Annotated in this window: 19 protein-coding genes; 8 read left to right on the top strand and 11 right to left on the bottom strand. The window is 56.1% G+C overall.

Annotated features, from left to right (window positions below):
- Nucleotides 1-29 precede the first annotated feature (29 nt).
- From GSQ81_RS08610 to mobF, 5 genes are all read left to right on the top strand, one after another.
- A complete protein-coding gene (locus GSQ81_RS08610; RefSeq protein WP_158910376.1) occupies nucleotides 30-980 on the top strand; it encodes a RepB family DNA primase in 951 nt (316 codons plus the stop codon).
- 25 nt (nucleotides 981-1,005) lie between these two features.
- A complete protein-coding gene (locus GSQ81_RS08605; protein ID WP_158910374.1) occupies nucleotides 1,006-1,317 on the top strand; it encodes a hypothetical protein in 312 nt (103 codons plus the stop codon).
- Nucleotides 1,318-1,517: 200 nt separating this feature from the next.
- On the top strand, nucleotides 1,518-1,889 hold the full coding sequence (locus GSQ81_RS08600) for a hypothetical protein (protein ID WP_158910372.1): 372 nt from the start codon (nucleotides 1,518-1,520) through the stop codon (nucleotides 1,887-1,889).
- A 4-nt stretch (nucleotides 1,890-1,893) separates the two neighbouring features.
- Nucleotides 1,894-3,894, top strand: coding sequence for a type IV secretion system DNA-binding domain-containing protein (locus GSQ81_RS08595; RefSeq protein ID WP_158910371.1), 2,001 nt, complete (start codon nucleotides 1,894-1,896; stop codon nucleotides 3,892-3,894).
- Between the two features lie 9 nt (nucleotides 3,895-3,903).
- Complete coding sequence (mobF, locus tag GSQ81_RS08590) at nucleotides 3,904-6,690, top strand: MobF family relaxase (protein WP_158910369.1); 2,787 nt, start codon at nucleotides 3,904-3,906, stop codon at nucleotides 6,688-6,690.
- 42 nt (nucleotides 6,691-6,732) lie between these two features.
- Here the strand turns inward: mobF and GSQ81_RS08585 are convergent, their stop codons facing one another.
- The 3 genes from GSQ81_RS08585 to GSQ81_RS20025 form a co-directional block, all read right to left on the bottom strand.
- Nucleotides 6,733-9,711, bottom strand: coding sequence for a DEAD/DEAH box helicase (locus tag GSQ81_RS08585; protein ID WP_158910368.1), 2,979 nt, complete (start codon nucleotides 9,709-9,711; stop codon nucleotides 6,733-6,735).
- The gene (locus GSQ81_RS08580; RefSeq protein ID WP_158910367.1) at nucleotides 9,708-10,535 is read right to left on the bottom strand and encodes a Hachiman antiphage defense system protein HamA; all 828 of its coding nucleotides are present in this window, start codon (nucleotides 10,533-10,535) and stop codon (nucleotides 9,708-9,710) included. Before GSQ81_RS08580 ends, GSQ81_RS08585 begins: the two co-directional genes overlap by 4 nt.
- A 155-nt stretch (nucleotides 10,536-10,690) precedes the next feature.
- Nucleotides 10,691-11,020 carry an OB-fold nucleic acid binding domain-containing protein gene (locus GSQ81_RS20025; RefSeq protein ID WP_254060086.1) on the bottom strand — a complete coding sequence of 110 codons (330 nt, stop codon included), beginning with the start codon at nucleotides 11,018-11,020 and terminating at the stop codon, nucleotides 10,691-10,693.
- Between the two features lie 90 nt (nucleotides 11,021-11,110).
- Here GSQ81_RS20025 and GSQ81_RS20020 point away from each other — a divergent pair, with 90 nt between their 5' ends.
- The 3 genes from GSQ81_RS20020 to GSQ81_RS08560 all read left to right on the top strand — a co-directional run bounded on the left by GSQ81_RS20020 (nucleotide 11,111) and on the right by GSQ81_RS08560 (nucleotide 13,554).
- Nucleotides 11,111-11,296 (top strand): hypothetical protein, encoded by a 186-nt coding sequence (locus GSQ81_RS20020; protein ID WP_254060292.1) that lies wholly within the window; start codon nucleotides 11,111-11,113, stop codon nucleotides 11,294-11,296.
- 24 nt (nucleotides 11,297-11,320) lie between these two features.
- Nucleotides 11,321-12,643, top strand: coding sequence for a helix-turn-helix domain-containing protein (locus GSQ81_RS08565; RefSeq protein ID WP_158910365.1), 1,323 nt, complete (start codon nucleotides 11,321-11,323; stop codon nucleotides 12,641-12,643).
- Nucleotides 12,644-12,837: 194 nt separating this feature from the next.
- Nucleotides 12,838-13,554, top strand: coding sequence for a hypothetical protein (locus tag GSQ81_RS08560; protein WP_158910364.1), 717 nt, complete (start codon nucleotides 12,838-12,840; stop codon nucleotides 13,552-13,554).
- Between the two features lie 78 nt (nucleotides 13,555-13,632).
- On the opposite strand, the gene GSQ81_RS08555 is transcribed toward GSQ81_RS08560, so the two are convergent.
- The 8 genes from GSQ81_RS08555 to GSQ81_RS08520 form a co-directional block, all read right to left on the bottom strand.
- The gene (locus GSQ81_RS08555; RefSeq protein WP_158910363.1) at nucleotides 13,633-15,081 is read right to left on the bottom strand and encodes a hypothetical protein; all 1,449 of its coding nucleotides are present in this window, start codon (nucleotides 15,079-15,081) and stop codon (nucleotides 13,633-13,635) included.
- Nucleotides 15,082-16,223: 1,142 nt separating this feature from the next.
- Nucleotides 16,224-16,823: a hypothetical protein gene (locus tag GSQ81_RS08550; protein ID WP_216846407.1), complete on the bottom strand. Its 600-nt coding sequence runs from the start codon at nucleotides 16,821-16,823 to the stop codon at nucleotides 16,224-16,226.
- A 109-nt stretch (nucleotides 16,824-16,932) separates the two neighbouring features.
- A complete protein-coding gene (locus GSQ81_RS19805; RefSeq protein ID WP_216846406.1) occupies nucleotides 16,933-17,430 on the bottom strand; it encodes a hypothetical protein in 498 nt (165 codons plus the stop codon).
- 466 nt (nucleotides 17,431-17,896) lie between these two features.
- Nucleotides 17,897-18,394: a hypothetical protein gene (locus GSQ81_RS08540; RefSeq protein ID WP_158910360.1), complete on the bottom strand. Its 498-nt coding sequence runs from the start codon at nucleotides 18,392-18,394 to the stop codon at nucleotides 17,897-17,899.
- A gap of 19 nt (nucleotides 18,395-18,413) precedes the next feature.
- Nucleotides 18,414-18,650: a hypothetical protein gene (locus GSQ81_RS08535; RefSeq protein ID WP_158910359.1), complete on the bottom strand. Its 237-nt coding sequence runs from the start codon at nucleotides 18,648-18,650 to the stop codon at nucleotides 18,414-18,416.
- A gap of 88 nt (nucleotides 18,651-18,738) precedes the next feature.
- On the bottom strand, nucleotides 18,739-21,972 hold the full coding sequence (locus GSQ81_RS08530; protein WP_158910358.1) for a DNA polymerase III subunit alpha: 3,234 nt from the start codon (nucleotides 21,970-21,972) through the stop codon (nucleotides 18,739-18,741).
- On the bottom strand, nucleotides 21,965-23,488 hold the full coding sequence (locus GSQ81_RS08525; protein ID WP_158910357.1) for a DNA polymerase Y family protein: 1,524 nt from the start codon (nucleotides 23,486-23,488) through the stop codon (nucleotides 21,965-21,967). The genes GSQ81_RS08530 and GSQ81_RS08525 overlap by 8 nt, the downstream gene beginning before the upstream one ends.
- On the bottom strand, nucleotides 23,452-24,225 hold the full coding sequence (locus GSQ81_RS08520; RefSeq protein ID WP_158910356.1) for a hypothetical protein: 774 nt from the start codon (nucleotides 24,223-24,225) through the stop codon (nucleotides 23,452-23,454). Before GSQ81_RS08520 ends, GSQ81_RS08525 begins: the two co-directional genes overlap by 37 nt.
- Nucleotides 24,226-24,235: the final 10 nt, after the last annotated feature.

Genomic DNA, 24,235 nt, shown 5'->3' with positions numbered 1-24,235 from the left:
GCACGTTCGCGCTCGCAAGAGGTGTTGCTATGAGCCAGATCGCCGCCAGCTTCCTCAGACGTTGTTTTGCCCCGGAAGAGACCATTGCGATCCTGCTTCGCAGGCAGGATGCCGCAGCTCCCATGCAAAGAGTCGTGCAATTGGAGGGCGCGTTGGAAACACGGTATATGGCTTGGCTCTCCTATGAGAACCAACATGGCCGCAACAACATCTATGTCGCTGCCAATCCGCTTCGTCCTGGCAGCCGGAAACGTACCAAAGAGTGCATCGCTTCCGTGCGCCATCTATATATAGACATCGACACCGATGGAGATGCCCGGCTCGCCGTGCTGCGGGCATCGCAACTCGTGCCGCCCCCGACTTCGATTCTCTCAACATCCCCCGGCAAGTATCAGGTGCTTTGGCGAGTGGAAGGATTCGACTTTCCGCAGCAGGAACAGATGCTTAAGCTCCTCGCTATCGGCTTCGGCGCGGACATCGCTTGCACTGACTGCAACCGTGTCCTGCGTGTCCCCGGTTTCTTGAATCGGAAGTATGACCCAGCCTTCAAAGTAATGGTCGAATACCCCGATGATTCCATCTGGACTCCCGATGACTTTCAGCTTGACGCTGGCACGGCCGATGCCATGCTCTTCACTGCTACTTCGACGCCGCGTAAACCGCCATCGAAGCACAGCAATTCGGAGAGCGATTGGGCATGGGTTTCCGATCAGCTTGCTCACGGCAAAGATGCCGTCAAACTGACGCGAGAGCTGGCTTCGCGGCGCTCTGATAAGCCCAATCCTCTCTATTACGCGCAGCGCACCGTCGATGTCGCTTCGGCTCGCCTGTGGTTCATCGAAGGCATCCGCTTCGATGACGTAATCATCATGCTTGAATCACGCCGCCGCTTCGAGCTTCCCGCCGCACTTTGCTCCGCTCGTGCGCGGGAGATTGCGGCGACGGCAGAACGCATGATTGCCCGCAGAAAGACCGTCTGATTTCACCCTCAAAAGGAGAACGCAAATGCCACTCATCGAAGTCACCCAAATCCGCCGCGTAACAGCCCACGTCCGGTTCAATGAGCCGGTCGTTACGCAGATCAATCAATACGCGGCTTTCATCGGCGCAACGCCTGATGAAGTCATCAATAAAGGTCTCGAATATCTCTTCGACAAAGACCGTGATTTCGCAGCCTTTCGAGCCTCCGATAAATGCAAGGATGTGCCGGAGCTTCTGAAGGCCCGTCGCGCTAATGGAACGAAGGCTTCTCGCAGCGCAAAGAAGCCTTCGACCGGGGTGGAGCCAGCAGAAAACGAGGTGGTTCGGAGAGCATGATTATCCCTCTACATCCGTGGCAGTACCGGAGCGGTGCTTCGCACCGGGTGTATCTCGACACTCCACCCCTCATAGGGTCGTGCTGGAGCGCTATAAAGCGCTCTGAAATGCTTACGGCAAACAAAGGACTTGCAGTAGTCAGAGCGCTTTCGAGCGCCTTGGGGCGTTTCGGGGCGCTCTGACTTTTCGAGGAATTTCCGATGCACTTACTTGATGAAACGAAGCTTGCAGAGAAGGCCATCAAACGCGCTGGCTATCGCCTCAAGACAGCCGGAACGAAGCTCAATACAGAAGAGCTTGCAGCACTGGAAAAGCATTGCGGGGATATCGGCACGACGCCTGGCGAGCTTATCCGGAATCTCATTCTGACTGAGTTGGGTCGGACAGAGAACGGAGTCAGCGATCCGACGCTGATCGAGGTTTTGGGTGTTCGGCTCCTGCTTGTGAATGTCCTGCGACCGCTCGCCGCAGGACAGAATCTCTCGCTCGAAGCGTTCGACAAACTGCTTGACCAGATCAGTAATTTGAAACACGAGATGGCCGGAAAGCTCCTGGCCGAAGGAAGGAGATAAAGCAATGGCAAAGGCTACATGGGGTCGCAAAGAAACAATCATCTGGCCGCAGAACCGGCCCATCTATACCTATGGCGCGATCATTGCCGCCATCATTCTTACGCTCCTGTTCTTGTATGGCCGACTTCGGTTCATCGGTATGCCCTTGCAGCGGTTCTACACGCCGGTTTATGTGCGTACTTCGATATTCGGGTCGCTCAGTCGCACGCACCGCAGCCAGTACCGGATGCTTTTTCTGACGGGACGCGGCGTTAAGCCGAGTCCTGCCATGAATGATGATGTAGTGCGTGGTAAGACCGTGGAGCCGGGAGGCCGAATCATCCCTCTGGCGCTTTCCTCCGCTGCGCTCCAGCATGGGGAGGACTTGCTCTTTCGCGGCCCGGTGCGGAGCTACGTGGACGCCCGGTTGTGCGACTACCTCAAGGTATCCATCTATAAGGGTAACGATCTGTCCGCGATCTTAAAAGCTCCGCTACTTTGTGGCGCGGGACTCTTTCTGGTACTCCTGCCGTTCGCCGTCATCAAGGACGTGAAGCGCCAGAAATCACTCAAGTACGGACGGCGGCTGAAAGGTCCGGAACGGCTTACGCCGCAAGAGTTCAATCGCACGGTCAAAGGGAATGGCATCGGCTTCAAAAGCGATGGCATGAAAGAGATGATTCGGATTCCGGCGAAGGCCGAAGCACAGCACATGCAGATCATTGGGGATACCGGGGCCGGTAAGTCCGCGATGCTTTTTCAGGTGCTCCGGCAGGTGCGAGGCCGGGAAGATTCGGCCATCGTGTATGACCCGGCACGCGAGTTCGTGAAGCGATTTTACGACCCTACACGCGGTGATGTGATCCTCAATCCGCTAGACAAACGTTGCCCGTATTGGGGACCAGCCGAGGAGCTGCGCAGCCGCTCCGAAGCAAAGGCCCTGGCTGCGTCTCTCTTCCAGCCGCCGCAAGATCGCAAGGGCGAGTTTTTTATCGAATCGCCGCAGAAAATCTTTGCCTTTCTGATGGCCTATGGGCCGACGCCCGACGACCTGGTGCAGTGGATGTCGAACCCGGACGAGATCGACCGCCGACTGAAAGGCACCGAGCACGCACACCTGATCGACCCACGAGCACACCAGCAGCGGGCCGGGGTTCTTGGCTCGCTTGGATTGGTCGCGGATAGCCTGCGTTTGCTTCCCAAGAGAGAGGAAGGCAATGGCGCATGGACGGCAACGGAATGGGCTGAGAAGCGGCAGGGTTGGGTCTTCATTACCTCTCTGCCAGCCGAGCGCGAAGCCCTCCGGCCTTTGCAGAGTTTGTGGATTGACTGGCTGGTGTTGCGGCTGCTGAATGAGCCGACGAAAGACCAGAAGCGTGTCTGGTTTGTGATTGACGAGCTGGCGAGCTTGCAGAAGTTGCCGCAGCTTCATACGGCGATCACCGAGGGAAGGAAGGGACGGAATCCCGTAGTGCTTGGCTTCCAAGGGAAGGCGCAGCTTGAATACCTGTATGGGCATCTGGCGGAGGTGATGCTGTCCCAGCCCGCGACCAGCGTTTGGCTCACGACGAAGGAGCCGAACGCGGGTGAATGGGTGAGCAAATTCATCGGCAAGGTTGAGATTGAGCGGCTGCGCGAGACGCACTTTGATGGAACACGCGCGGGGCACAACTTCACCCTCGAAAGGCAGGTTGAGCCGCTGGTATTGGAGTCGGAAATCTCCGGCCTCCCCGATCTTCACGCCTTTATGAAATATCAGAATTATGTGACCTTCTTTTCGTTTCCATACTTCGATATGCCGGAGGTCGCCAAGCCGTTCGAGCTGCGCGAACGCACGGACGACAAGCTGCCTTACGATCCCAAAGCCGTGCGCGGCGGCAGGCCGGAGGCGGAACTGAAGCAGGAGCCGGAAGCCTCAGCTCCGGCCCCCGAACCCAATGAGCCTGCAACCTCAGAGGTGTTAGAGCCGGAGCTCTCTACCGCCCCCGATGCCCATGAAGAACAGAATGTGATTACTCACGGTTGAGGTGACGCCATGCTGAATATCTCGAAACCGCTCTCCGCAAGCCAGGCACAGACCTACCATGCCAAAGAGTTCACCGCTGCCGAGCAGAACTATTGGAAGCAGGGCGACACCATACAGGGGGAATGGCACGGCAAGCTGGCCGAGGACTTCGGCCTGTCGGGTGCTGTGGGAGCCGAGGAGTTTGCCCGCCTCTCCGAAGGCCAGCACCCGGAGTCCGGCAAGCAATTAGTTCTGCATCGCGTTGTCCATGAGTACAAAAACGCAGAGGGCAACATGGTCTCTCCCGTCGAGCATCGTGCAGGTTGGGACGCTACCTTTTCCGCGCCCAAGTCCATCTCTCTGACGGCACTTGTGGGCGGCGATGACCGGGTGCGCGAGGCGCACCGTGAGGCGGTCAATGTCGCCTTGAATGAACTGGAAAGATACACGCAGGCCCGCATCGGCGGTAATTCTCCCGCCGAGACCACCGGGAAGTTTGCAGCGGCCAAGTTCGAGCATGACACCGCCCGCCCGGTAGACGGCTACGCTGCACCGCAGCTCCATACTCATGTTGTGGTGTTCAATATGACCGAGCGCGATAACGGCAGGATGCGGGCGTTGCAGCCGCACTCGCTGTTTGAAAGCCAGCAGTTTGCTACCGCCGTCTATCAATCTCATCTCACCTACAAGCTGCGCTCTCTCGGTTATGAAATAGAACCCGGCAAGAGCGGCGCACCGGACATAAAAGGCTACACGCAGGATTATCTTGACGCCTCCAGCCCGCGCCGCCAGCAGATCGAAGAGGCTTTATCCCGTAGCGGTTTTACCGGGCCGGAGGCCGCACAGATTGCCGCGCATAACACCCGCGATAAGAAAGTCATCCTGTCTCCCGATCAAATCCTGGCCGCGCACAAACAGATTGCCGATGAGTTCGGCAATCAGGCCGATAGGGTGGTGTCCGAGGCGCGAGAGCGCAGGAAGGAACAGGCGCAGGAGCGACCGGAACAGGAGCGCCGCCAGCAGATACGCGAGGCCGTCACCTTCGCCCGCGATAAGAGCTTCGAGCGTGAGGCGGTCGTGGACGAACGGGCGCTTTATGTCGATGCGTTGCGCCGGGGCATGGGCCAGATGACCTACCCGGAGGTTCGCGCCAGCTTCGAGGCTCGTGTCGCTTCCGGCGAGTTCAAAGAGATTGCAGATGATGGCCCCAGGGCGGGACGCAGGTTCACGACGGCGGCGACCATCAAAGCCGAGAGTGAAATCGTCCAGAAGGTGCAGGACGGGCAGAGCCGCGCACCGCAGATCATGCCGATTGATTCCGCAGTCCCTCTTGCGGATTCTCACCCTCATTTCAATGCCGCCCAAAAGAGGGTTGTTGAGGAGGTTCTTACCTCACGCGATCGGATACAGGGATTGCAGGGGCGGGCAGGCAGTGGCAAAACTTCCGTGCTTTCTCTCATACGCGAAGGAGCCGAAAAGAATGGCTACGCCGTGGAAGGTTTTGCACCGACTTCGCGTGCCGCGAAGCAGCTCCGAGATACTGGAATCAAGGCGGACACGTTGCAACGCTTCCTGGCAGGCGGCGGCCTGCAGGCCGCCGGCGATCCTGCGAACAAGCATCTCTATATGGTCGATGAATCCTCGCTGGCATCGACGCAGCAGATGCGCGACTTTCTTCATAAGGTTGGTCCGCAGGACAAGGTTTTGTTGATTGGCGACACCCGCCAGCATCAGGGCGTCGATGCCGGAAAGCCTTTCGAGCAGCTACAGGAAGCGGGCATGAAGACCGCGCAGCTTGACCAGATCATGCGCCAGAAAGATCCCGCGCTACTCAAAGCCGTTGAGCACCTGTCCAACAATGAGACGGCCATCGGCGTCGAGATGCTTTCGCAGCAGGGACGAATTACAGAGATTGTTGACCCGCAGGAGCGCATCGCGGCTATCGCAAAGAGCTATGCCGAACGTCCCGAAAACACGCTCATCGTGTCGCCGGATAACGCTTCGCGCCGCGCCATCAATCAGGCCGTGCGGCAGGAGTTGCAGGCGCTTGGCTTCGTGGACTCGAAAGACCATTCCATGCGCGTGCTCGCGCCGCGCAATGATATGACAGGCGCGGACAGAGGGTGGGCCAGTCGTTATGAGCCCGGAGATGTCCTGCATTACACCCGTGGCAGCAAAGAGCATGACATCGAGAGTCGAAGCTACGCTCGCGTCGTCAGCACAAACCCGAAAGAGAATCTTGTCACCGTACAGAAGCAGGACGGCCAGCAAGTCACCTATGACCCATCGCGGCTGCGCGGCATCGCAGCCTACCGCGAGATCGAGCGCGAGTTTGCTTTAGGAGACAAAATACAATTTACAGCTCCGCAAAGGGATTTGCAGGTAGCCAATCGTGATCTCGGCATCATCCAGAGCATCGGGGGTGACGGAAAGATCAGCGTTCGCATGGATGGCACGAAAGACAGAATCGTGCGCTTCGATGCCGACCAGATGCGGCACTTCGATCATGGCTATGCCGTGACCTCGCACAGCTCTCAGGGTCTCACGTCGGAGCGCGTGCTGGTGAACATGGACACGGAAGTTCACCCGGAACTCGTCAACAGCCGCTTTGCCTATGTCTCCGTCTCACGGGCTTCGCATGATGCACAGATTTTCACGAACGACGAAGCCACGCTCGCCCAACGCCTAAGCCGGAATGTAACAAAGTTATCAGCGATTGAGTTAGGCAAGAGTCAGAATCCGGTAGCAAGTGTCGGCCTGGACCAGGCCCTGCCTTTGAGTAAGCCACCCGCCGCTGGCCTTGGATTAGCTCTCTGAATTTGTTTAATCTCATTCAAAACGCATGTGGCCTCAAGCTCCCTAGCGAATTACCTCGAACAACGTCCTTTCAAGAACAAGAATGCCGAGTCGGGCTTCCCATCCTGCACGATCAGCTTCTATTAGCCGTACAACAGTTGCAAACAAGATGATTCGGCCTTCCTGTGAAACTGCTCCTACTTCAGGAGTCGCGCCCAAAAGAATCGCGGCACGACGGTGCCTAAATCCCGCTTGGCTCAAGGCACAAGCGCCGACGGTTGATACTCCATAGCGAAGGTAGTCTGGGAAGCTGCGCACGGAGTTGGAGATAGTTCGGCCCTGCGATTCCAGAAGTTTTCCCAACAAGGCTACCCCTTGCTCTATAACGGTCTGTAACGCAAAGCCAATCGCTCCAGTTACTATTGCGAGGACATCATCAACTTCCGTTTGCGTCGATTCTGCAATTTGGACGTAGGAGTCGCTGGCAAGCCATCTGCGCACACAGAGAAAGAACGTTGCCCTAACTGTCTCTAGAGGAACATTCTGCTCCAGCCGATATGCTTTCCGAATGTCACTTTCCAAATTGCCGTATTCCCAGGCCCATTGCAGCATCACGTCTATGAATAGATCATCGAGGGGATTTTCCAATGTCTCCCAGCGCACGAATCGCGGTTCTAGATACAGCTGTACCTTATCCAACATGCGGAGCCGCGCTCCGGTCTCGCGAATCCATCCCAACTGGCCGGAAGTCCGGAGAGCAATAATACGTCCAGCTCGTAATCGAAACACAGTTCGCAAGAGTTCGCGCGATTCGGGTCCAGATTCTTGTGCCGCAAAGGTTCGATCGGAAATACCAATTGCCAACTGAATCAGCGCCTCTTCACCAATCTCTTCTGCGGCCAGATTGATCAATGTCGAGTCAATTCCGTCGACGAGCGCGTGTAAACCCGTGCTGTTTTCCAATACTTCATTCGTTAGGGTTACATTTTGAACTACTAGTGCATTTCGAAGCCGATCAAGAAGAGTGCGAAGCCCGCCTCTTACGTTCTCTCCAGGACTCTGTATGGCGACCCGTTCTACCAAAGGCCATTGTCTCTCGTTGGCACAAATAACTAGTCCCTTCGTATTTGAACCGGCTCTGCCAGCGCGTCCAACAAGGTTTTTAATATCTCGGGAAAGAAGAGGCTCGGCGACTCCAGCACTGCCGCGTCGCTCCACAGAGTACAGCACTAATGTCCGGATTGGGAGGTTGACTCCTTCGGCGAGTGTAGAGGTACAAATTGCCAGCCCTATCTGTTTGTTGCGAAGCATCTCCTCCAAGACTTCACGAGTCTCTTGTGGGATATCCCCGTGGTGTAGCACTACACCTGCGCCAAGCGAGCGGGTTCCGATCCACTCCGTCCCATACTCTCTTTGCAGATAGTCCACGGCCCTATTCACCTGAACCTGAGCAGCATAGGAGTTGGGCATCGGTAGTGTTAATGGATGAGCAACCTGCGCAATTAATTCTTCGGCAAGACCAACAGCTCCCGCATTCCCGCGCTTGTTGGCTGAGAAAACCACCGCTGAACCCATTGGAAGCGCTTTCCTGGCGGCGGCGATTGCTCGCGCTTTATAAGATTTGTAAGGATAGGTGTTCAAACGCTTAGTCACTTCGTTGAGGTATCTGAAGTCACTCGCGGACAGGAAGGCATTCACCGTAAATTGCACATCTTCCGGTAGATGAGGGTGCACCACCATATCAACGACAGCTTCGTTAGTCGCTTCACGAGGTTGAAGTACCGCGAATTCCGCCACCGCTGGCCGATAGTCGCTCACAACAATTGAATCCTGTGAGCCCCCCAGCCAAGCGTTAATTTCTTGTACGTTTGGCACGATCGCAGACACGAACACGAAACGCGGTGATCCCGTCTCACGAGTGCGGAGACGAGCCAACAGCAATTCGAGCCCAATGCCGCGAGATGGTTCGTCTAACAGATGGCCTTCGTCGCAAATGACCAGCGATATGCGCTGAAGAAATTGCTGATCTGCACTCAATAGGCCAGAAAGTGCTTCAGGAGTTGCAACAAGAAGTTGTGTTTCCTGCAGGGCACGTACTTCATTACCACTAGGCACCGTTCCGCCGTAAGCTGGTCGCGAGGAAATACCCATGTTGTTGAGGTGATGAACCAGGCTCCCTCGCAGTTCAGCTGCTAATGAACGGTACGGAACCAGCAGAATCGCAGCATCCAAAGGATGACGGCGAAGATGATCGTAAAGCAGAGTCTCGCAAAGCGTTGTTTTGCCTGACCCTGTCGGCATTTGCAAAGTGAAGCTTATGTCCCGATCCAGAAGCCCGGCGCGCACAGCCTGAATTTGAGAAGGAAAGAATTCCCAAGTATTCGGAGTTCGGGCTAGGAACGAATTGACGAGAGCATCCCAAAATCCGGGTGGTCGGAGAGGCAAAACTGCTCGAAGGTTTGCGGCAGCAAACCGCGCGAGTAGTTGCTGGTATAGACGGGCCGGAACCCACTCTTCGGGGCCTATGAGACGCGCGCTAGAGGCAACCAGTGCAGCCTGAGTGACGGCTGCAGTAATGAAGGCAGCGTCCCCCCTGTCCAATGCTGCCAATAACCCTGCAATCAATCCAGACACCGGAGCTGCCGTTCTGGCCAAAAGGTCATAGCAGGCCCTCGTTGTCCCGTCGTCAGGAAGCTGCTGCATACGCCTGATGCTCAGGTAAGCCGATGCTGGAAAACCTCCACAATAGAATGCCGCAGCAGCATAGAGGGCGGCTTCATTTCGGTTGATGAAAGAACGCACCAAGACGCGAGTGTCATCCTCTACAAACTGTGTGAAGGCATTTCCTAATCGCGCCCATTCGAACGACTCTGGCGCGTTTTCTTGCATTCTTTCGAATAGGTCCCCCACAAGCGAGATGTAGTAATCATCGGCGCGAGCCCGGATATAACTGAGCTCTAATGGAATTTCGGCCGCGCGGAAATATTCGAGATGCCGCACCGCATCTGCAGCTGAGATCCATCTCGATAGCGATGCTGTCATGGCTCCACGCTCACAGGTAGCGCCCACTGAGCAACAGAATTTCGCACATTCTCATAAACCGTCGTATATGTCTGGTGCAGATTCGGAACGGAGACGACAACTACAGCGCAACCCTCTGGAATATCTTGCGGTACGAGCGTCGCAAGCTCCGCATCGACCAGTCCGGAACAGATTATGGCAATCGCATGATGTTCGCGCGCATACTGAGGGTGTTCTGTGGCGTGGATGAAACGGTTCAGCTCCTGCACAGTAACGACACCGATATCTTCTCCAATCGCCCGATCCCTTAACCACACCAACGTTTTTGCCAATCGGCTCGTCCGATCATTCTGGCTTCCTGCCAAGGCGTCTGGGATTGGAGTTGAAGCTCCGTTAGTAGCTTTTGCCTTCACTTCGGCGCAAATCACGCGATCTTGATCGTTAGGGACGGGCCAGCTATGAAATACAAACTGGACGACATCAGAATATGGAGCTGCCTTTGTGCGAGTTTCTTTCAATCGCCACTTCTTCGGTCCGGCAGCGACAGTCGTACCCTCGCGTGAGGCTAGGAATATATAGGCGAGAATTTCCCCAAAGTCTCCAGACATTACCGGGCCGGGATCAGGTAGTTTGGAAGCGAGAATCTGGGCCGGCGCCAATTGTGTTGTCTGTGCCCGTTGAAGCAGGTAGGTATCAGTGGCATAACAACGTCGAACCGCGTCTTGAAGCAACCCTCCCCAAGAAGCAGCGTCTGTGACGGATACAGTCACGCGGGTGTAGTGCTGCTGCGGCTGAGTGACGAACCACGGAGACACCAAATTGTTTTGTAATCCTAGTTCAAGCATGCGTGTTTGACTCGGCAGAAAGTATTCAAAACTAAAGAGTAACCGACTCTTCTGCTGGAAAGGAGAAATCCTTCGCTTTTGTGCCCACTGCGTAATCCGGGCACCAGCTTGGCGGTACTGTTCCTATCGGGCAATGCCCCAAGACATAGAGCCCATTAATGAAAATCATGCGACCGCATATCTATCGGTCCAAAATCCAGCACACGAACAGAGGAAGCCTTCACGGAGACCACACTGTCCTGGTTCTGGAGCAAACCCTCGATCATCAGGAACTTTCCTCCCGTTACAGCCATCTGGTTTCGCTCATATACCTTCGGGTGAATAATCGCGTTTGAGATGCCGGTCTCATCCTCACCCCTGATAAAGATGAAACCGCTGGCTGTCCCCGGACGTTGCCGGGCGATGACAGCACCCGCGATCCGAACAAACGTCCCGTCCGGTACATCCTTCAAATCGGCAGCACGGACGTCGCCCGCTTGATCCATCTTCGCCCTGTGGTAGGACATGGGGTGCGGGCCGAAACCGATCAGTGGGGGCGTACCTTCGCCGTCATCACTGGTGAACCGAATGAACTCATGCAGCCGGTCCACGATCGCATGACGACTTTCTTGGAGCCGCGCGACTATGCGGAGTATCTGACTGCTTCGGAAAGACCGTCCCTGCATCTGCTCCGCATACTGCCTGCCGATGAGATGCGAGCCGCCCTGGTTGAGAAATCGAATATTACCAACCAACAGGTGAGCCTCTTTGATAGCCAGTAGCCGTTCAGTGCTAGACTTTGGCGCATGGCCGTAGACCTATTTAGCGCCGACTATTCTCGCCTTACCGACTCCGACCTCTATGCGGCTATTGAAGAATTCACTCGCCAAACTCTTCCGCAGAGTGATCGAACGCAGGAAGGATACACCGTCGATTTCAAGGAGAAATGGAGCGATAACGCCTTGAGAGTCGTCGCCGCCTTCGCCAATACCTTTGGGGGAGCCATTCTTATCGGTGTTTCCGAAGATGGTGGTCGAGCAAAGGATCTGGTAGGAGAGGAGTCTAAAGGAGACATAAAAACGCGGCTTGCCAGCTCTATTGCTGCAAATATCTCGCCGACCCCAAGTTTCGAGATCGCTGAATGTACGCTGCCAACACTACCGGATCGTCGTTTGGCGGTTATCCGAGTTCGCTCTACCAACAGGATCCACTTTCTCACCGCAAAGAACGCACCCGCCCCTGTATACGTTCGGAATGAAGATGAGGCTGTTCCTGCACGGGCACCCGAGTTGAGGAATCTGATCGAGCGCGAGCGCAACGCGGAGAATTCATCCCCGCAGTACATTGATACAGCTCGCCTCTTGAATCTGCTCCCCATCACAAAAGCTCAACAAAGCTGGGGTCGCAAAGAGCAGTCAGTGCCGTCTCAGCGTATTGCCGCACCTTCCGTTTTACGTCTTTGGGTAATCCCCGACCAGAGCTGTCGTGTGCCACTGGATTACGACACGGAACTGACGTTCCGCAACATTGTTTTCAGGACCTTCCCCAAGGATTCGTTTTTGGGAGACTCCCGCTGGGACTCGTCCGAGGAGATGATCCGTGATAGAAGCTTCGCCCGTATCGACTTTGCGCACCTTCAGCGCGACCTTCAGTCAAAATGGGTACTCACGAACGTGGGAGAGTTTGGCTACGCGACGATCCTCGCCGAGGATTATCCGCCTGGTGGCCCACTCTGGAGTCTGTCGGACCTGACCATCGAGCTTATTGCAGCGGTCACGACCGCTCATTCTCTTCTCACGCAGGTTGGCTACCTCGGGGATGCTTCAGTTCACTTCTTTGCCAATCCTGGTCAGGGCCGGCTGCATCAGGAGGGGGGGAAGCTACCGTTCATACGGCATACCTCCGAGAATCGACAACCGCCCGCCATCCAGTCGGGTGAGGTTGTCCCCAAATCTCCGAATTCATTGGTGCAACGTGACGTGAGCTGTTTCAGTCCATCCAACTTCCAGACCAGGACAGAGAGATTGGACACATTGATCGCTGACCTTCTTAACCAACTACTACGTGACCTGGGGTATAGTGCTGTCCTCACAAAGCTCCGTGAGTATGTCGCCTCGATTGCGCGATAGGAGCAAATGACGCCTCGGCAAGCCCGCTCGATTTTGCGGTGCGTGCGGCCAGGAACGAAGCCAGGAATCTTGGTGGAAGCGCATGCTGCATTTGGAAACGTAGGTACGCGTTTGTCCTATACTCGGTCATGCTTCCGCCGTGTATTTTCTGCGATAACCAATCCGGCAGCAGAGAACATCTGTGGCCGGATTGGATGCATCGTCTCATTACCTTTGCACCGATTAACAGGCAGGAAGGGAGCGGCCGTGTCCTCGTCGGACAAGATCCCGAAGTCACCATCAACACAATCTGCGGCACTTGCAACAACGGGTGGATGAGCCAACTTGAGCAGAAGAACGTCACGCGCCTCAAGGCCATGCTTCTCAATACGCCGATCACGCTTGATCGCGGTGGGATGAAGCTCCTGACGGAATGGGCGGTGAAGACCGCGATGGTTTCCGATTCCATCAAACCGCGCAACGATAATGAGAATTTCTTTACCCGTGAAGAACGCATTGCCTTGCGCGAAAGCCGCACGATTCCTGAGAGAACTAGAGTCTGGATCGGGTCCCTGACCGGCTCTCACCTCGGCTGTCATGGCACGGACTTTACGATCGTCGCCAACGGTGGAAAGACCCGGCTGGGGACAGGCAGCGTCAATACCATCTACGCGGGGCACTTCGCTGTGCAGATCGTAACGGAGCACTTACATGCGCCTTATGTCAGTGACCAGACATCGTTCATCGCGCCCCCGCCGACGATCTGCGATGAACGTCTGATCGAGATTTATCCGAGCTTGCCTAAAAAGGTGGAATGGCCGCAAGTACCATTCACCGACGATGGCGAAACCGGCATTGCGATGCTGATGGACCGATGGCGCACGGGTGAGCGGATCGGCAAAATCAGCAATGCCGTGCCACCCAACGCTTGACGGCCCGATGCCGGGGCAGTCGGCCAATCAACTGAATCGTCGCTCGTAGGGTGATCTCCGCATAGGCTCCCGTAGGGTTTAGACATGCAGCGCCGGTTCTGATGCGCGCTGGCTCGGCCAAACATGGACTAAATCAACGGGGCAATTCTCTGCTTTGACCGCAGCGCATAGTTTCGCCAGATTCTCCTGATTCCCATCCAGCGCAAACACGCAGGCTTCTTCGGCGCCTAGTCTTTTGGCAGCCGCCACTAACTTGTCAATTTCAGTTCGATTGAATTCACCCGCGTCTGTTTTCACTTCTCCAACGACGACCTTGCCATCCTTAATACATACCAAATCGACCTCTACGGCAGGGTCTTTGTCTTCGTAGCGCTCATAAAACTGTATGCCTGGGCTATAGATATAGCTATCTCTCGCTTGTTCTCGGAGCCTTGCCAACGCTAAGAGTAGAGCCACGGTGCCATGATGCGCTACGGCCCCGCGCACTAGGGAATTCGTTCGATAAATCCATTGCGTATCCACTGGAGTACGGACCTCCGCGCCGCAGCCATCGCAGGGATGTCTCTGCGCAAGGTTCGTAAGTTCTCGCCACAAGCGCGACCCGCAGTGGGAACACCTCGAAACAACCCCCTGCTGCAAAATACCGCGATCCACGAACCATTGCAGATTACGTTTCAAGTCCAGGTGAATCGCTTGTTCCTGCTCTTCTTCGGACATTTCCTCCGTGCTATTGAACTCTGGATTCTTTCCGTAAAATTCCTTCCGCTCCAACGCGAATTGCTCTTCCATGTATTTCAGCGTGATTTCCCCGTCCTGCGACTTCACATGCTGTAAAAGCCGCACGACATGGTTTGCAATCCTTTCAATACTGGCCTCATCTGCCACAGCAGAATCGAGTGTCCATCGCTCAGGATGCTTCTTGATCTTATTGGCCGCGACTCTTCTGAGATGCTCAATCTCCGCCCCAGCCAGCTCGTTGAACATTCGTCTCCAGAAGCGGGAATTGAAATACTGGCTTGCCGTCTGCAGCCCTTCAAACAAATCAATGACGCCTCGGCAATACTTCGCCTTGTCCGAGGGTGCGTGATCTTGATACGCGGGAGGAAGCTGTCGCCACTCTAAGTCGGCAGTGCGCCCGCTACGTGTGCCACAACCGATCGCTACCAAGAGCAAGTCGCGGTCGTCGGGAATCCGTATCCCGAGAGGCATCTGCCGCTGCACCTCAAAAGCCAGACCGCCGTGAAGAACAATCCTTCCGGGAAACTGCGAAAAAGCAAGAGCCACTCCGTTTCTGCGCGGTAGCTTGTAGGTCACTTCTTCATTACCGTAAAACGGATATTTGGACAGATATTGAATGCGAACATCCAGCATCCAACGTCCGTCGCCGTGAAAACGAAATGGGAGTGGTGGCGGATTCAGCAACCCTCCCTCTCGCGGAATTTGCTGGATGCTGGTCTGAATCTGGTCAGGGTCGCCGGACGCGATGTTGGGCAACCCATAGGAGATCGCATCGTTTGGCTGAAGCATGGGAAAGTCCCACGCTGCCCGTTGCACAAATCGAAAGACTGCGTCCAACGTTTTCACGCGATAGGGAGCACTCAGGTCTCGGAGTTCCTGTTCAGACAGCTCTCGTGAACTCCAGGTGACATACGGCGGATGTTGTCCATTCCGGTGAGTACATCTGCGCAAGAAGGCGAGAAGCGCGGGTTGAAGATCCGGATCGCTCAACTGGGCGGCCGGAAGGCAGATTGCCTTCCAAGCTGTTCGCCCGCCGGGATTCACCGTAAAGATATGGTTCCAATGTGCGATCCAGTCTTCGACGCCCTCCCCCACAAAGATTGCGTAGCCCGTCTCGTGTCCCTCACGACCGACGTTCAACGCGCAGCGTGCGGCGGCTAGATGGAAGGGAAAGACAACAGTGTTTGGCTGGGCCGCAGTCACAAGTTCGAGGAAAGACGCAAAGCTGCTTTCGCGAGTGAAACTCACTTGCGCGACACCTTCGGGAATTGGACGAGATCGCAGATCCTTGTGCAGTATCCCGAAATTCCGCGCGATCAACGGATCGGCCTGACTGCCCCCACGGTCCTCATAGGTAGCCAGAACCGGGTTGCGAAACCAATGCGGTCGTATTTCCAGAGGGATAAGGCTCTGCACTGGAACAAAATGGTCCAGATGGTGCGGCGAAAGATGCGGGTGATCGCCCTGGAGAAGGTATTCGGGATGTCTCTCAAGTCGGAGTGGATCAATCTCCGATTCGATCCGGTCGATCAGCGCTTGAGGAAGTGCTGTGTATGTATAGATGGAATCCGGGTCGTAGGTCAGTAACAGATTCCAGTAGGCAGGCGAAATGTCTCCGTGGATGACCGGAATAATGGGAAACAGCCGTCCTCCCCATACGCCAGTGGCAAACTCGAAGATGGCGTCGAGTAATGCAAGGGATGTTCCTGACGGGTCAATTAAGAAAGCGACGCGGAACTGTCGCGGTCGCAATGCCACATTCAGAAATTGACGCTCCACGTTCTCTTCAGCCATAGCATCAATGATACGGGCCTGACTTGCCGGGAGAGAGATTTTCTCTCTTCGCAGAGGATGCTCTGAACTATGCCGGGAAGAAGGCTCCTCCCGCACGGAAGCCGCTGAGACGGAGGACTGAGGTTATCAACGCTAGGCTATCCGCCCGCCTCGGGCTGCGCCTCTGCCTTCTTGCCATCGCCGTTTGCACCGTAGGTCTCTAAGCGGCTCTGAATCTCGTCCCCGGAATCCATGTGTCCATGCCGCTTGAGGAAGAACGAGACTGTGAGCAGGATGATCGTTGTGGCCGTTGTGGTCATCTCGTATATCTCAGCTTCGCTGTAGTTATTGGCAACCTCGTTCTTCACAAAACGTCGTCCAATTTGCTGCATTCCCCCGTGCGTATAGCTATTGAGGTGCTTCCATGTTCGATCTTTGAGCTTTTGGAAGAAACCTTCCATGCCGTAGGTGGTGTCGAGGACCGCCGCGATCTCCCCAAATCGCAAGTCAATCTCGTCCCGCTCATTGAATTTCTTTACCTCCGCGTCGGTCGCGGGCAGGTTAACCCAAAGTGCCCGATAGGAACCTTCGACGACGGGTCTCAAGAGCGCAGATGCAGATCCCACCATGTCGTGCATTACCAAGAGCAGAATCGATTCGTGATGCTCAATAAGCCATGAGATAAAACCGATAACAGTAAGGGTCCGCCCATCGGCAGGAAATCCGTGTTTGCCAAGAATGGGCTTCACAGACTGCATTGCCTTCTCACAGCGGATCAGATGTTCCCTAAGCTCATTCGACATGGGTGGCGAATCCTCATTCGATATTAGCTATCCTAGTAGAAGGGCCGAAGATCGAGTAGCCGCACTAGGTGAATTGCCCATTCGCATTATCGAGGAATACTGGCCCATCTTCCCAAATCACGTTGATACCAATAGCGTCGAGCCACTGTGTCAACGACGCATTCGGCTTGTGCGGCAGCAAGATTGCTTTGTTGCACTGGCCAATTTCGGCCTGAGCAATAAACGCATAGTCGAGTAGTTGCCCTACTGCCATGCGAACATACTCTCGTCTAGCCGAGCACTTTGCTTCGATCAAGTTCTGGCGGCCCTCTTCGTAGGCATCGCATTGGAGCCGATGGACCCGAAAGATACGCAGCGTACGATCTTGACGCTCGACCCAAAGGCGGTATCGTTCGACTAGAGCGGCTTCGAGTCTTTTCGCCTGCTTGACCGACTGCCGAGTTTTCACTTGGTAGTCAAGTTGCCCATCAGTTGATAGTGGGCCAAAGCTAACTTTATTTGTTCGGGGTACCGGTCGAGCGTCAGGTTGCGGATCGTCGGTTGAATTGAGCTTAGCATCCATCCAACGGCAGAGAATTTGGTGTTGAGCGTTCGACTCAGGGTGTAATCGATGCAATGCAGCCGCCTGATTGAGAGCCGCTAAGAGTGGGAGAGAAGCTGGCGGCCTACTCATGGGGACGAAGGGCTTGAGTTGGCGAAGCGATCCAAATGGTTCGTGGGGCACGAATCCGGCCAATCGAGTCCCGAACTTCCCGACTACCGTCCCGAAGCCGACGGTCTCCGGTTCACCACGGAATCGTCGAGCAATAAGGATTACGTCCCCAGACTCGATCCCTCGTGCGAATTTTGGACCGATCCGATGTCGCTCGTCATCAGGAAGCCAGCCCATGAACGCCGCTTTCCACCTCACACTCGCTTGTCGCCAGGCTCCAACAGTATGTGCATGAGACTGAACGTTAGGGGATACTACCCAATACTTTCGTGAAGACTCCATAAGGCTCGATCCTATTCACCCGCATGTTCTTTTACTAAGCTGCATTGAAAAGGCGCGATAGTCTCTTCCTGGCCATTCTCTCCTGCACCTCATGTTCCATTGCGAGCGCGATTGAGCGACGCAGAGTCTCAATCAGACTGTCCTTCCAACCGCATCCAACCACGAAGTCATCTGCTTCGTATTCCAGGACTTCATGATCGAAGGGCTCAATCGAACCATATCTTTTCCAGTTCCGCACCCGGTCGATAACATGACCCAATTCGTGCAAGATAATCGTCGGGAAGGCTATGCCGTCGGTGAGTCCCCACTGCAGTAATAGCGGAGACAGCGTGATGGAGTGCGCCCCTGCGGTGTGGGTTCGCCGAAACGATGCTGCCAACGCATTGTCCCGAAGCCATTCGACATCAAAGCTGACCTGCAAGCCTTGCGGCTTATGCTTCGCAACCAGTGCTTCAATCTCGTGTTCCTTCAGTAATGCTGAAAACTGATCCAGCTCGCTTTGCGTGACTTCGTTCTTTGTGACTTCTTCCATATCTCTCCTTGACCCGCGACTAGGTGTCGAGCACCAAATCCGCGATCAGCTTGCCCATGATGGATAGCGGCACAACGGCTTGTCCGCCAGCGAACGCCTCATGAAAGGCTTTCGATTCTTCTGATGAACAGAGAGTGCGGATGGGGTACACAATCCCATTGGTGGCGACGACACGACTCCTCGCCGGTTCGGTGCTGAACCAGACCTCAGATTGTCCATTGTTAATGCGTTTTGCCAGGAGCATTCGATCAGCCATATAGAAAGTCTACCCTCGCTGCGACCGCGTGCGCGTTCTTCGCTTCCCACCTATGGATTGCCTCTCACAACTCCCCTGACATGAGCCCTCAATGGAAGTCATGCGACCGGACATCAACCTCGCTGAGTTGTAGCACACGAACGGCAGACGCCTTCACAGAGATAACACCGTCCTGATTTTGAAGAACGCCTTCCACCATGAGGAACTTGCCTCGCGTTACGGCCACTCTGTTTTGCTCGTAGAGTTTGGGATGAATGATGGCATTCGAGATGCCTGTTTCATCTTCATTGCTCAGGAAGATAAAACCGCTTGCGGTGCCGGGACGCTGCCGTGCAATGACTGCCCCAGCCACCCGAACAAACGTCCCGTCAGGAATGGCCCTCAGATCAGCGGCACTCAGGACGCCGCTTTCGTTCATTTCCGTCCGGTGGTAGGCCATCGGATGCGGCCCGATGGTAAAGCCTGTGATGAAGAAGTCCGCCACCAACCGTTCATCTATGGTCATGCTCAGCAATGGTGACGAATCGTTGATTTCGTATTCGTCTGGTATGTTCTCAAAGAGCGGCCCTGCACTCTGTCCAGCACGTTCCGCCCGCCACAGTGCCGTGCGCCGGTCATGTTTCTTGCCCGTCCAGTTGAATGCGCCAGCCTTCGCCAACAACGCCAGCTCCGCTTTGCGTATGGCAGGCACGCGCCGCTTGAGATCATATTCCGATGCGAACGCTCCATTACTCACTCTTGCCTCAGCAATCGCACCTCCCATCTCCTGCCGCAGTCCCTTCACATAGCGGAGTCCAATTCGCAGTGCGAATGGATCGGTGTACTTTGTGCGCTCGACTTCACTCAGCGATTCAAGGGTGCAATTCCATTCGGAGTGCTGTACGTCGATGGGCAGAACCTTCAGGCCGTGACGCTTCGCGTCGTTGATGATCGTGGACGGTGAGTAGAATCCCATCGGCTGATTGTTCAGTAGAGCGCCGGTATAGGCAGCGAGATAGTGAAACTTCGTGTAGGCACTCGAATACGCAATCGACGCGAAGCTATGCGCGTGCGATTCGGGGAACATGAACTCTCGCACGGTCGAGAGTATCCGCAGAATCTCAACTTGCACATCCGGGGCGATGCCGTTAGCGGTCATGCCTGCAATCAGTCGTTCTCTCATCCTGGTGAGAATGGCATCTGATCGTTTGCCGCCCATCGCCTTACGCAGTTCTTCCGCCTCGCCTCCGGTCAGATTCGCAGCGACCATCCCCACCTTCATCACTTGTTCCTGAAAGAGAGGGACACCGAGCGTTCTGTGAAGGAACGGCTCGAAGGACGGATGCAGGTATGTGACCGGCTGCCTGCCCAACCGCCGCTCAATATACGGATTGACGAACTTGCCCGTCACTGGCCCAGGGCGGATGATGGCTACCTGCATGGACAGATCAGCGAAGCAGTTCGGCTTCGTGCGTGGTAGCGCGGACATCTGAGCGCGGCTCTCGATTTGAAACAGCCCAACGGTATCCGCTTTCTGGATGCCCTCATACACTTCGGCATCCTGCGGCAGTTGGGCATAGTCGAGCGTCTTTCCGTAATGCTTCGGCACCAGCCCCCGGCAATCCGCGAGCACAGCCAACATGCCGAGGCCGAGCAGATCGACCTTGATAATCTTCATGTCCGAGCAATCGTCTTTGTCCCACTGGACGACGGTGCGGCCCGGCATGGAGGCACGTTCAATCGGCACGACCGAATCAAGGTGTCCCTGACAGATCACCATGCCGCCGGAGTGTTGACTGAGATTGCGGGGAAGGTTCTGCATTCGCCCGCACAGCTCCAGATACTTCCGAATGCGAGCATTCCGCATATCGAAGCCCGCTGCGTGAAAGGTGTTCTCCAGCGTATCGCTTGGCCCCTTCCACTCCCATGCGCTGACCAATCCAGAGAGCCGTCCAGCCGTCTCTTTATCGAAGCCAAGCGCCTTGCCCGCTTCGCGGGACGCGGAGCGGCTACGGTAGGTCGTGACATTCGCAGTCATGGCCGCCCCCAATTTTCCGTATCGCTGATAGACGTACTGGATAGCCCGCTCGCGGTCGGTCACGCTTGGTAAGTCAAGATCAATGTCTGGCCACTCGCCCCGCTCCTCCGATAAGAACCTCTCAAAGAGCAGGTCCAGACCGACCGAATCGACGATGGTAATTTCGAGCGCATAGCAAACGACGCTATTTGCGGCGGAACCGCGGCCTTGAATGAGAATGCCATTGTCCTTGCAATAACGCACGATGTCCCAAACGATCAGGAAGTATCCCGCCAGCCCCAACGTCTCAATCAGTTTCAATTCGCGCTCTGCCTGCTTGACGGCTTTGGCGTAGAGCGCAGCATCATTCTTCGGCAGATAGCGGTTGCGGATGCCTTCCTCTACCCGCTTGCGGAGAAACGAGTCCATCGTCTGCCCATCCGGTACGGGATATGCCGGGAACTCATAGCCGAGGCCGGTAAACTCGAATTGCAGGCGCGTGGACAGCTCTCGCGTATTCGAGATTGCATCGGGGTAGTCGTAGAAAAGTTGCCGCATCTCGCGTGCGGAACGGAGATGCCGCTCCGCATTCGTCGTCAGCAACCGGCCCGCGGTATCAAGTGTCGTCCCATGACGGATGCAGGTGAAGAGATCGAGGATTTCACGCTCATACTGCGTTGTATAGTTCACGCCACCCGTAGCCAGCAGCGGCAGGTTCAGCGACCGTGCAATGCGAATCGCCGCACGGTTGCGGTGTTCTTCCTCACGGTCGAAGTGGCGTTGTATCTCGACATAGACATTCTTCTGGCCGAAGAGACGTATCAGCCGTTCGACGCTCTCTTGCGCGGCGTCATAGCCACCGCTTATTAACGCAGCGGCCAGCGGCCCCTCACCTCCACCTGTGAGACACACTAAGCCTTCGCCAAACTCCTCAAAGTCGCTGGTGAGCGCAGCACCTTCGGCCTTCGTGTTCTCGCACAGCTTGAAACGGGTGATGAGGCGGCAGAGATTTTTGTAGCCGGTGCGTGACTCGGCCAAAAGCGGCAGCCGCACAGGTTCGGTGGGATGCTGGTGCGGCAGGTACGATGCAGGCCGCATTCGCTGTCCCATATCGCTTACGCCAATCTCTGCGCCGATATGCGCCCGTACACCGCGCCTTTGGCCTTCCATGTGAAAGCGCGGCGCACCGTAGACACCGTTGCGATCCAACAGAGCCATCGCGGGCATCTCCATCGCGGCGGCCTCTTGCATCAGGAACTCGGGCATCGAAGCGCCTTCGAGGAAGCTGAACGCGGAGCGTGCGTGCAGTTCGATGTACTCAGTCATACGTCCCCTGCACATACCAGCAGCGAGAGCGAGGATCGAAGGCAATGCGGCAGACACGCTCTGCGGTCTCAGTCTTCAGCCGAACGTCCCACTCTTCGCGGCACCAGTTGGCTTCCGACCACCACTGCCCGCTGACCCGCCACGGCCCCGCGATCTCACGAACGGCGTATCGCTGCCCGTCCCAAAAGACTTGCGTGGGCCTGTTGTCTGCAAGAACGACGCCGACCGCTTGTGGAGGCCGGGAGACGCGCAAAGCCGTAGGCACCGACAGGGTTTGCTTTTCGCTCTTTGCCGGCGGGGGAGGTGCGAACGGAACCATGCGGAACGCATTCGGTCTGGTATCGTCTTTCAGCTCCACCGAACCCACACGTTCATCGCCCAGGAGTTTTTTCAAATGCGCCAACGTGACCTCCAATCGTCCCGGCTCCGGCGCTTGAGGCAGAAACAAGCCATGCTGTGCGCGATACGGCGCGGCAGACTGCGCGTGCAGTTCGAGGTGAAGAATCGCGGCGCTTGGCGGATGCGTCTCCAGATCAAGTTGCAGCAGTTTGAGCAATGTCAGTTTGTCCTGAAGCGGCAACGCAGGCCGGACGATACGCTCATGTCGCTTATTGCCATCGAGATGCAGCACAACGCGCAACGAAGCAATCGCAAGCGCCTTTTCCTTCACCCGCTCCAACAATGTGTCTGTCATACGAGAGAGCAGAAAAAGCAGCGGCTCCAGCACCTCTACCGGATGGTCCAGCTCCATGTGCTCGCTCAGTCCATCCTCGAAGCTCGGCTCTATCGGAAACATCAGATGAGGCCATTCGCCACGGGCGAGCGCATGGAGTTTCTTGCCCGCCTGACCGATACGTGCAATCAGGTCAGTTTCAAGGAGCGCAGCCAACTCCCCGCAGGTGCGGACGCCCCACGTATGCAATGTCTCTTCATGCTCCGGCTCCAGGGGCAGCACACGCACAGGAAGATCCCGCAATGCCTCTCTCTCGCAGCCCGACGCTGCAACCGAGACGCCAGCTTTGCCCAATGCAAGGCAGACCGCCGCATGGAAGTTTTCCGCGACGGCTACGTTCGCAAGGAAGCCAACAGCCATCGTGTGCCGCCTGAGTCTGGCCGCGAGTTGTGTCGCGTCGTCGTACAGACGATTCATGCCCTCGATGTCGAGCGCATAAGTGCCGGGAGATATTTCGATGTGCTCGATGCGTGGAGAGAAGAGGCACACGACGTTATGAAGGATTGTGTGCGCCGAGGCTTCGTCCGCTGGCGTCCGCGAGAGCGCCGTGACTTCAGGGAACGATTCTGCCTGCAGGCGCGTCATGCCTGCCTCGACTCCTAAAACGCGTGCGGCTTTGTTCGCAGCGATCACGAACTCTGCCGGTGGCTCACCATCGAGCAGCGCAAAAGGCCGTTTCCGCAACTCCGGGCGCGGATGCGCCGCCGCCTGTGCATAGAAGTTCGGAGGATGGAGGACGGCATACATCATCGCACCCGCGACCACAGCGTTTCGGCGTGCCATGCCGCACGCAGGGGTGGTTTCTTCTGAAGGAAGACAGAGCTTTCGTTGCGGTTCCTTTCTCGGATCAGCGTGTATTGCTGATGCTCAAAGAGCGCCGTCTCCCCGTTGCTGCTGAAAGAGCGAACGCTGGCCGGTTCGCAACGTAAAGCGAGAGCGGCACAACTATGAGCGCAGGGCGCTTGCGAAAGAAAGATGAGCGCGGTGCGGGCCTGCTCCGCCGCAAGGCGAAAGCGATACCACGTCGCCAGAGGAATACGCATGGTGTGTTGTGGAAGCACATCGCTCATATCGAGGACGATGGCTCCGAAGCCTCCGGCCTGAAGGAGTAAATCGGTCGCCTTCAATGCCTGTTCGAGTCGTGGCCACGGTTTGTCTGTGAGCTTCTGTCTGCGCTCTGTCGAGGTGCGGAGCCAGAGCAGTCGCTTCAGCTCCACACCCGCCGCCGCCGCCGACTCGGGCGAGAGCGTATCGCTGACATCGACCCAGGCACAGGCAGCACCGGATTGTGTAATGGCGGCGATGGCCGATAGACCAAACGAGGTTCTACCCGCCGATGCCGCGCCTGCTATCTCGGTGATGCCGCCGCGTGGAATGCCGCCGTCCAGCACCGTATCGACCTCCGCAATGCGGGTCGCAAACACCTCCGGGGCCTGCTTGATCTTGAGCGTCAGTGCAGCAGGCACCCGGTTTGCCAGTGTTGTTTCGATCTGAAGGCGAATTGCAGCGGACGAAGGCATAGAAGTGTAT

It is taken from the genome of Granulicella sp. L56 (genome assembly GCF_009765835.1).
Taxonomy (GTDB): Bacteria; Acidobacteriota; Terriglobia; order Terriglobales; family Acidobacteriaceae; genus Edaphobacter.
The sequence above is the reverse complement of the archived record's forward strand: the minus strand, read 5'-3'. Positions and strand labels throughout refer to the sequence as shown.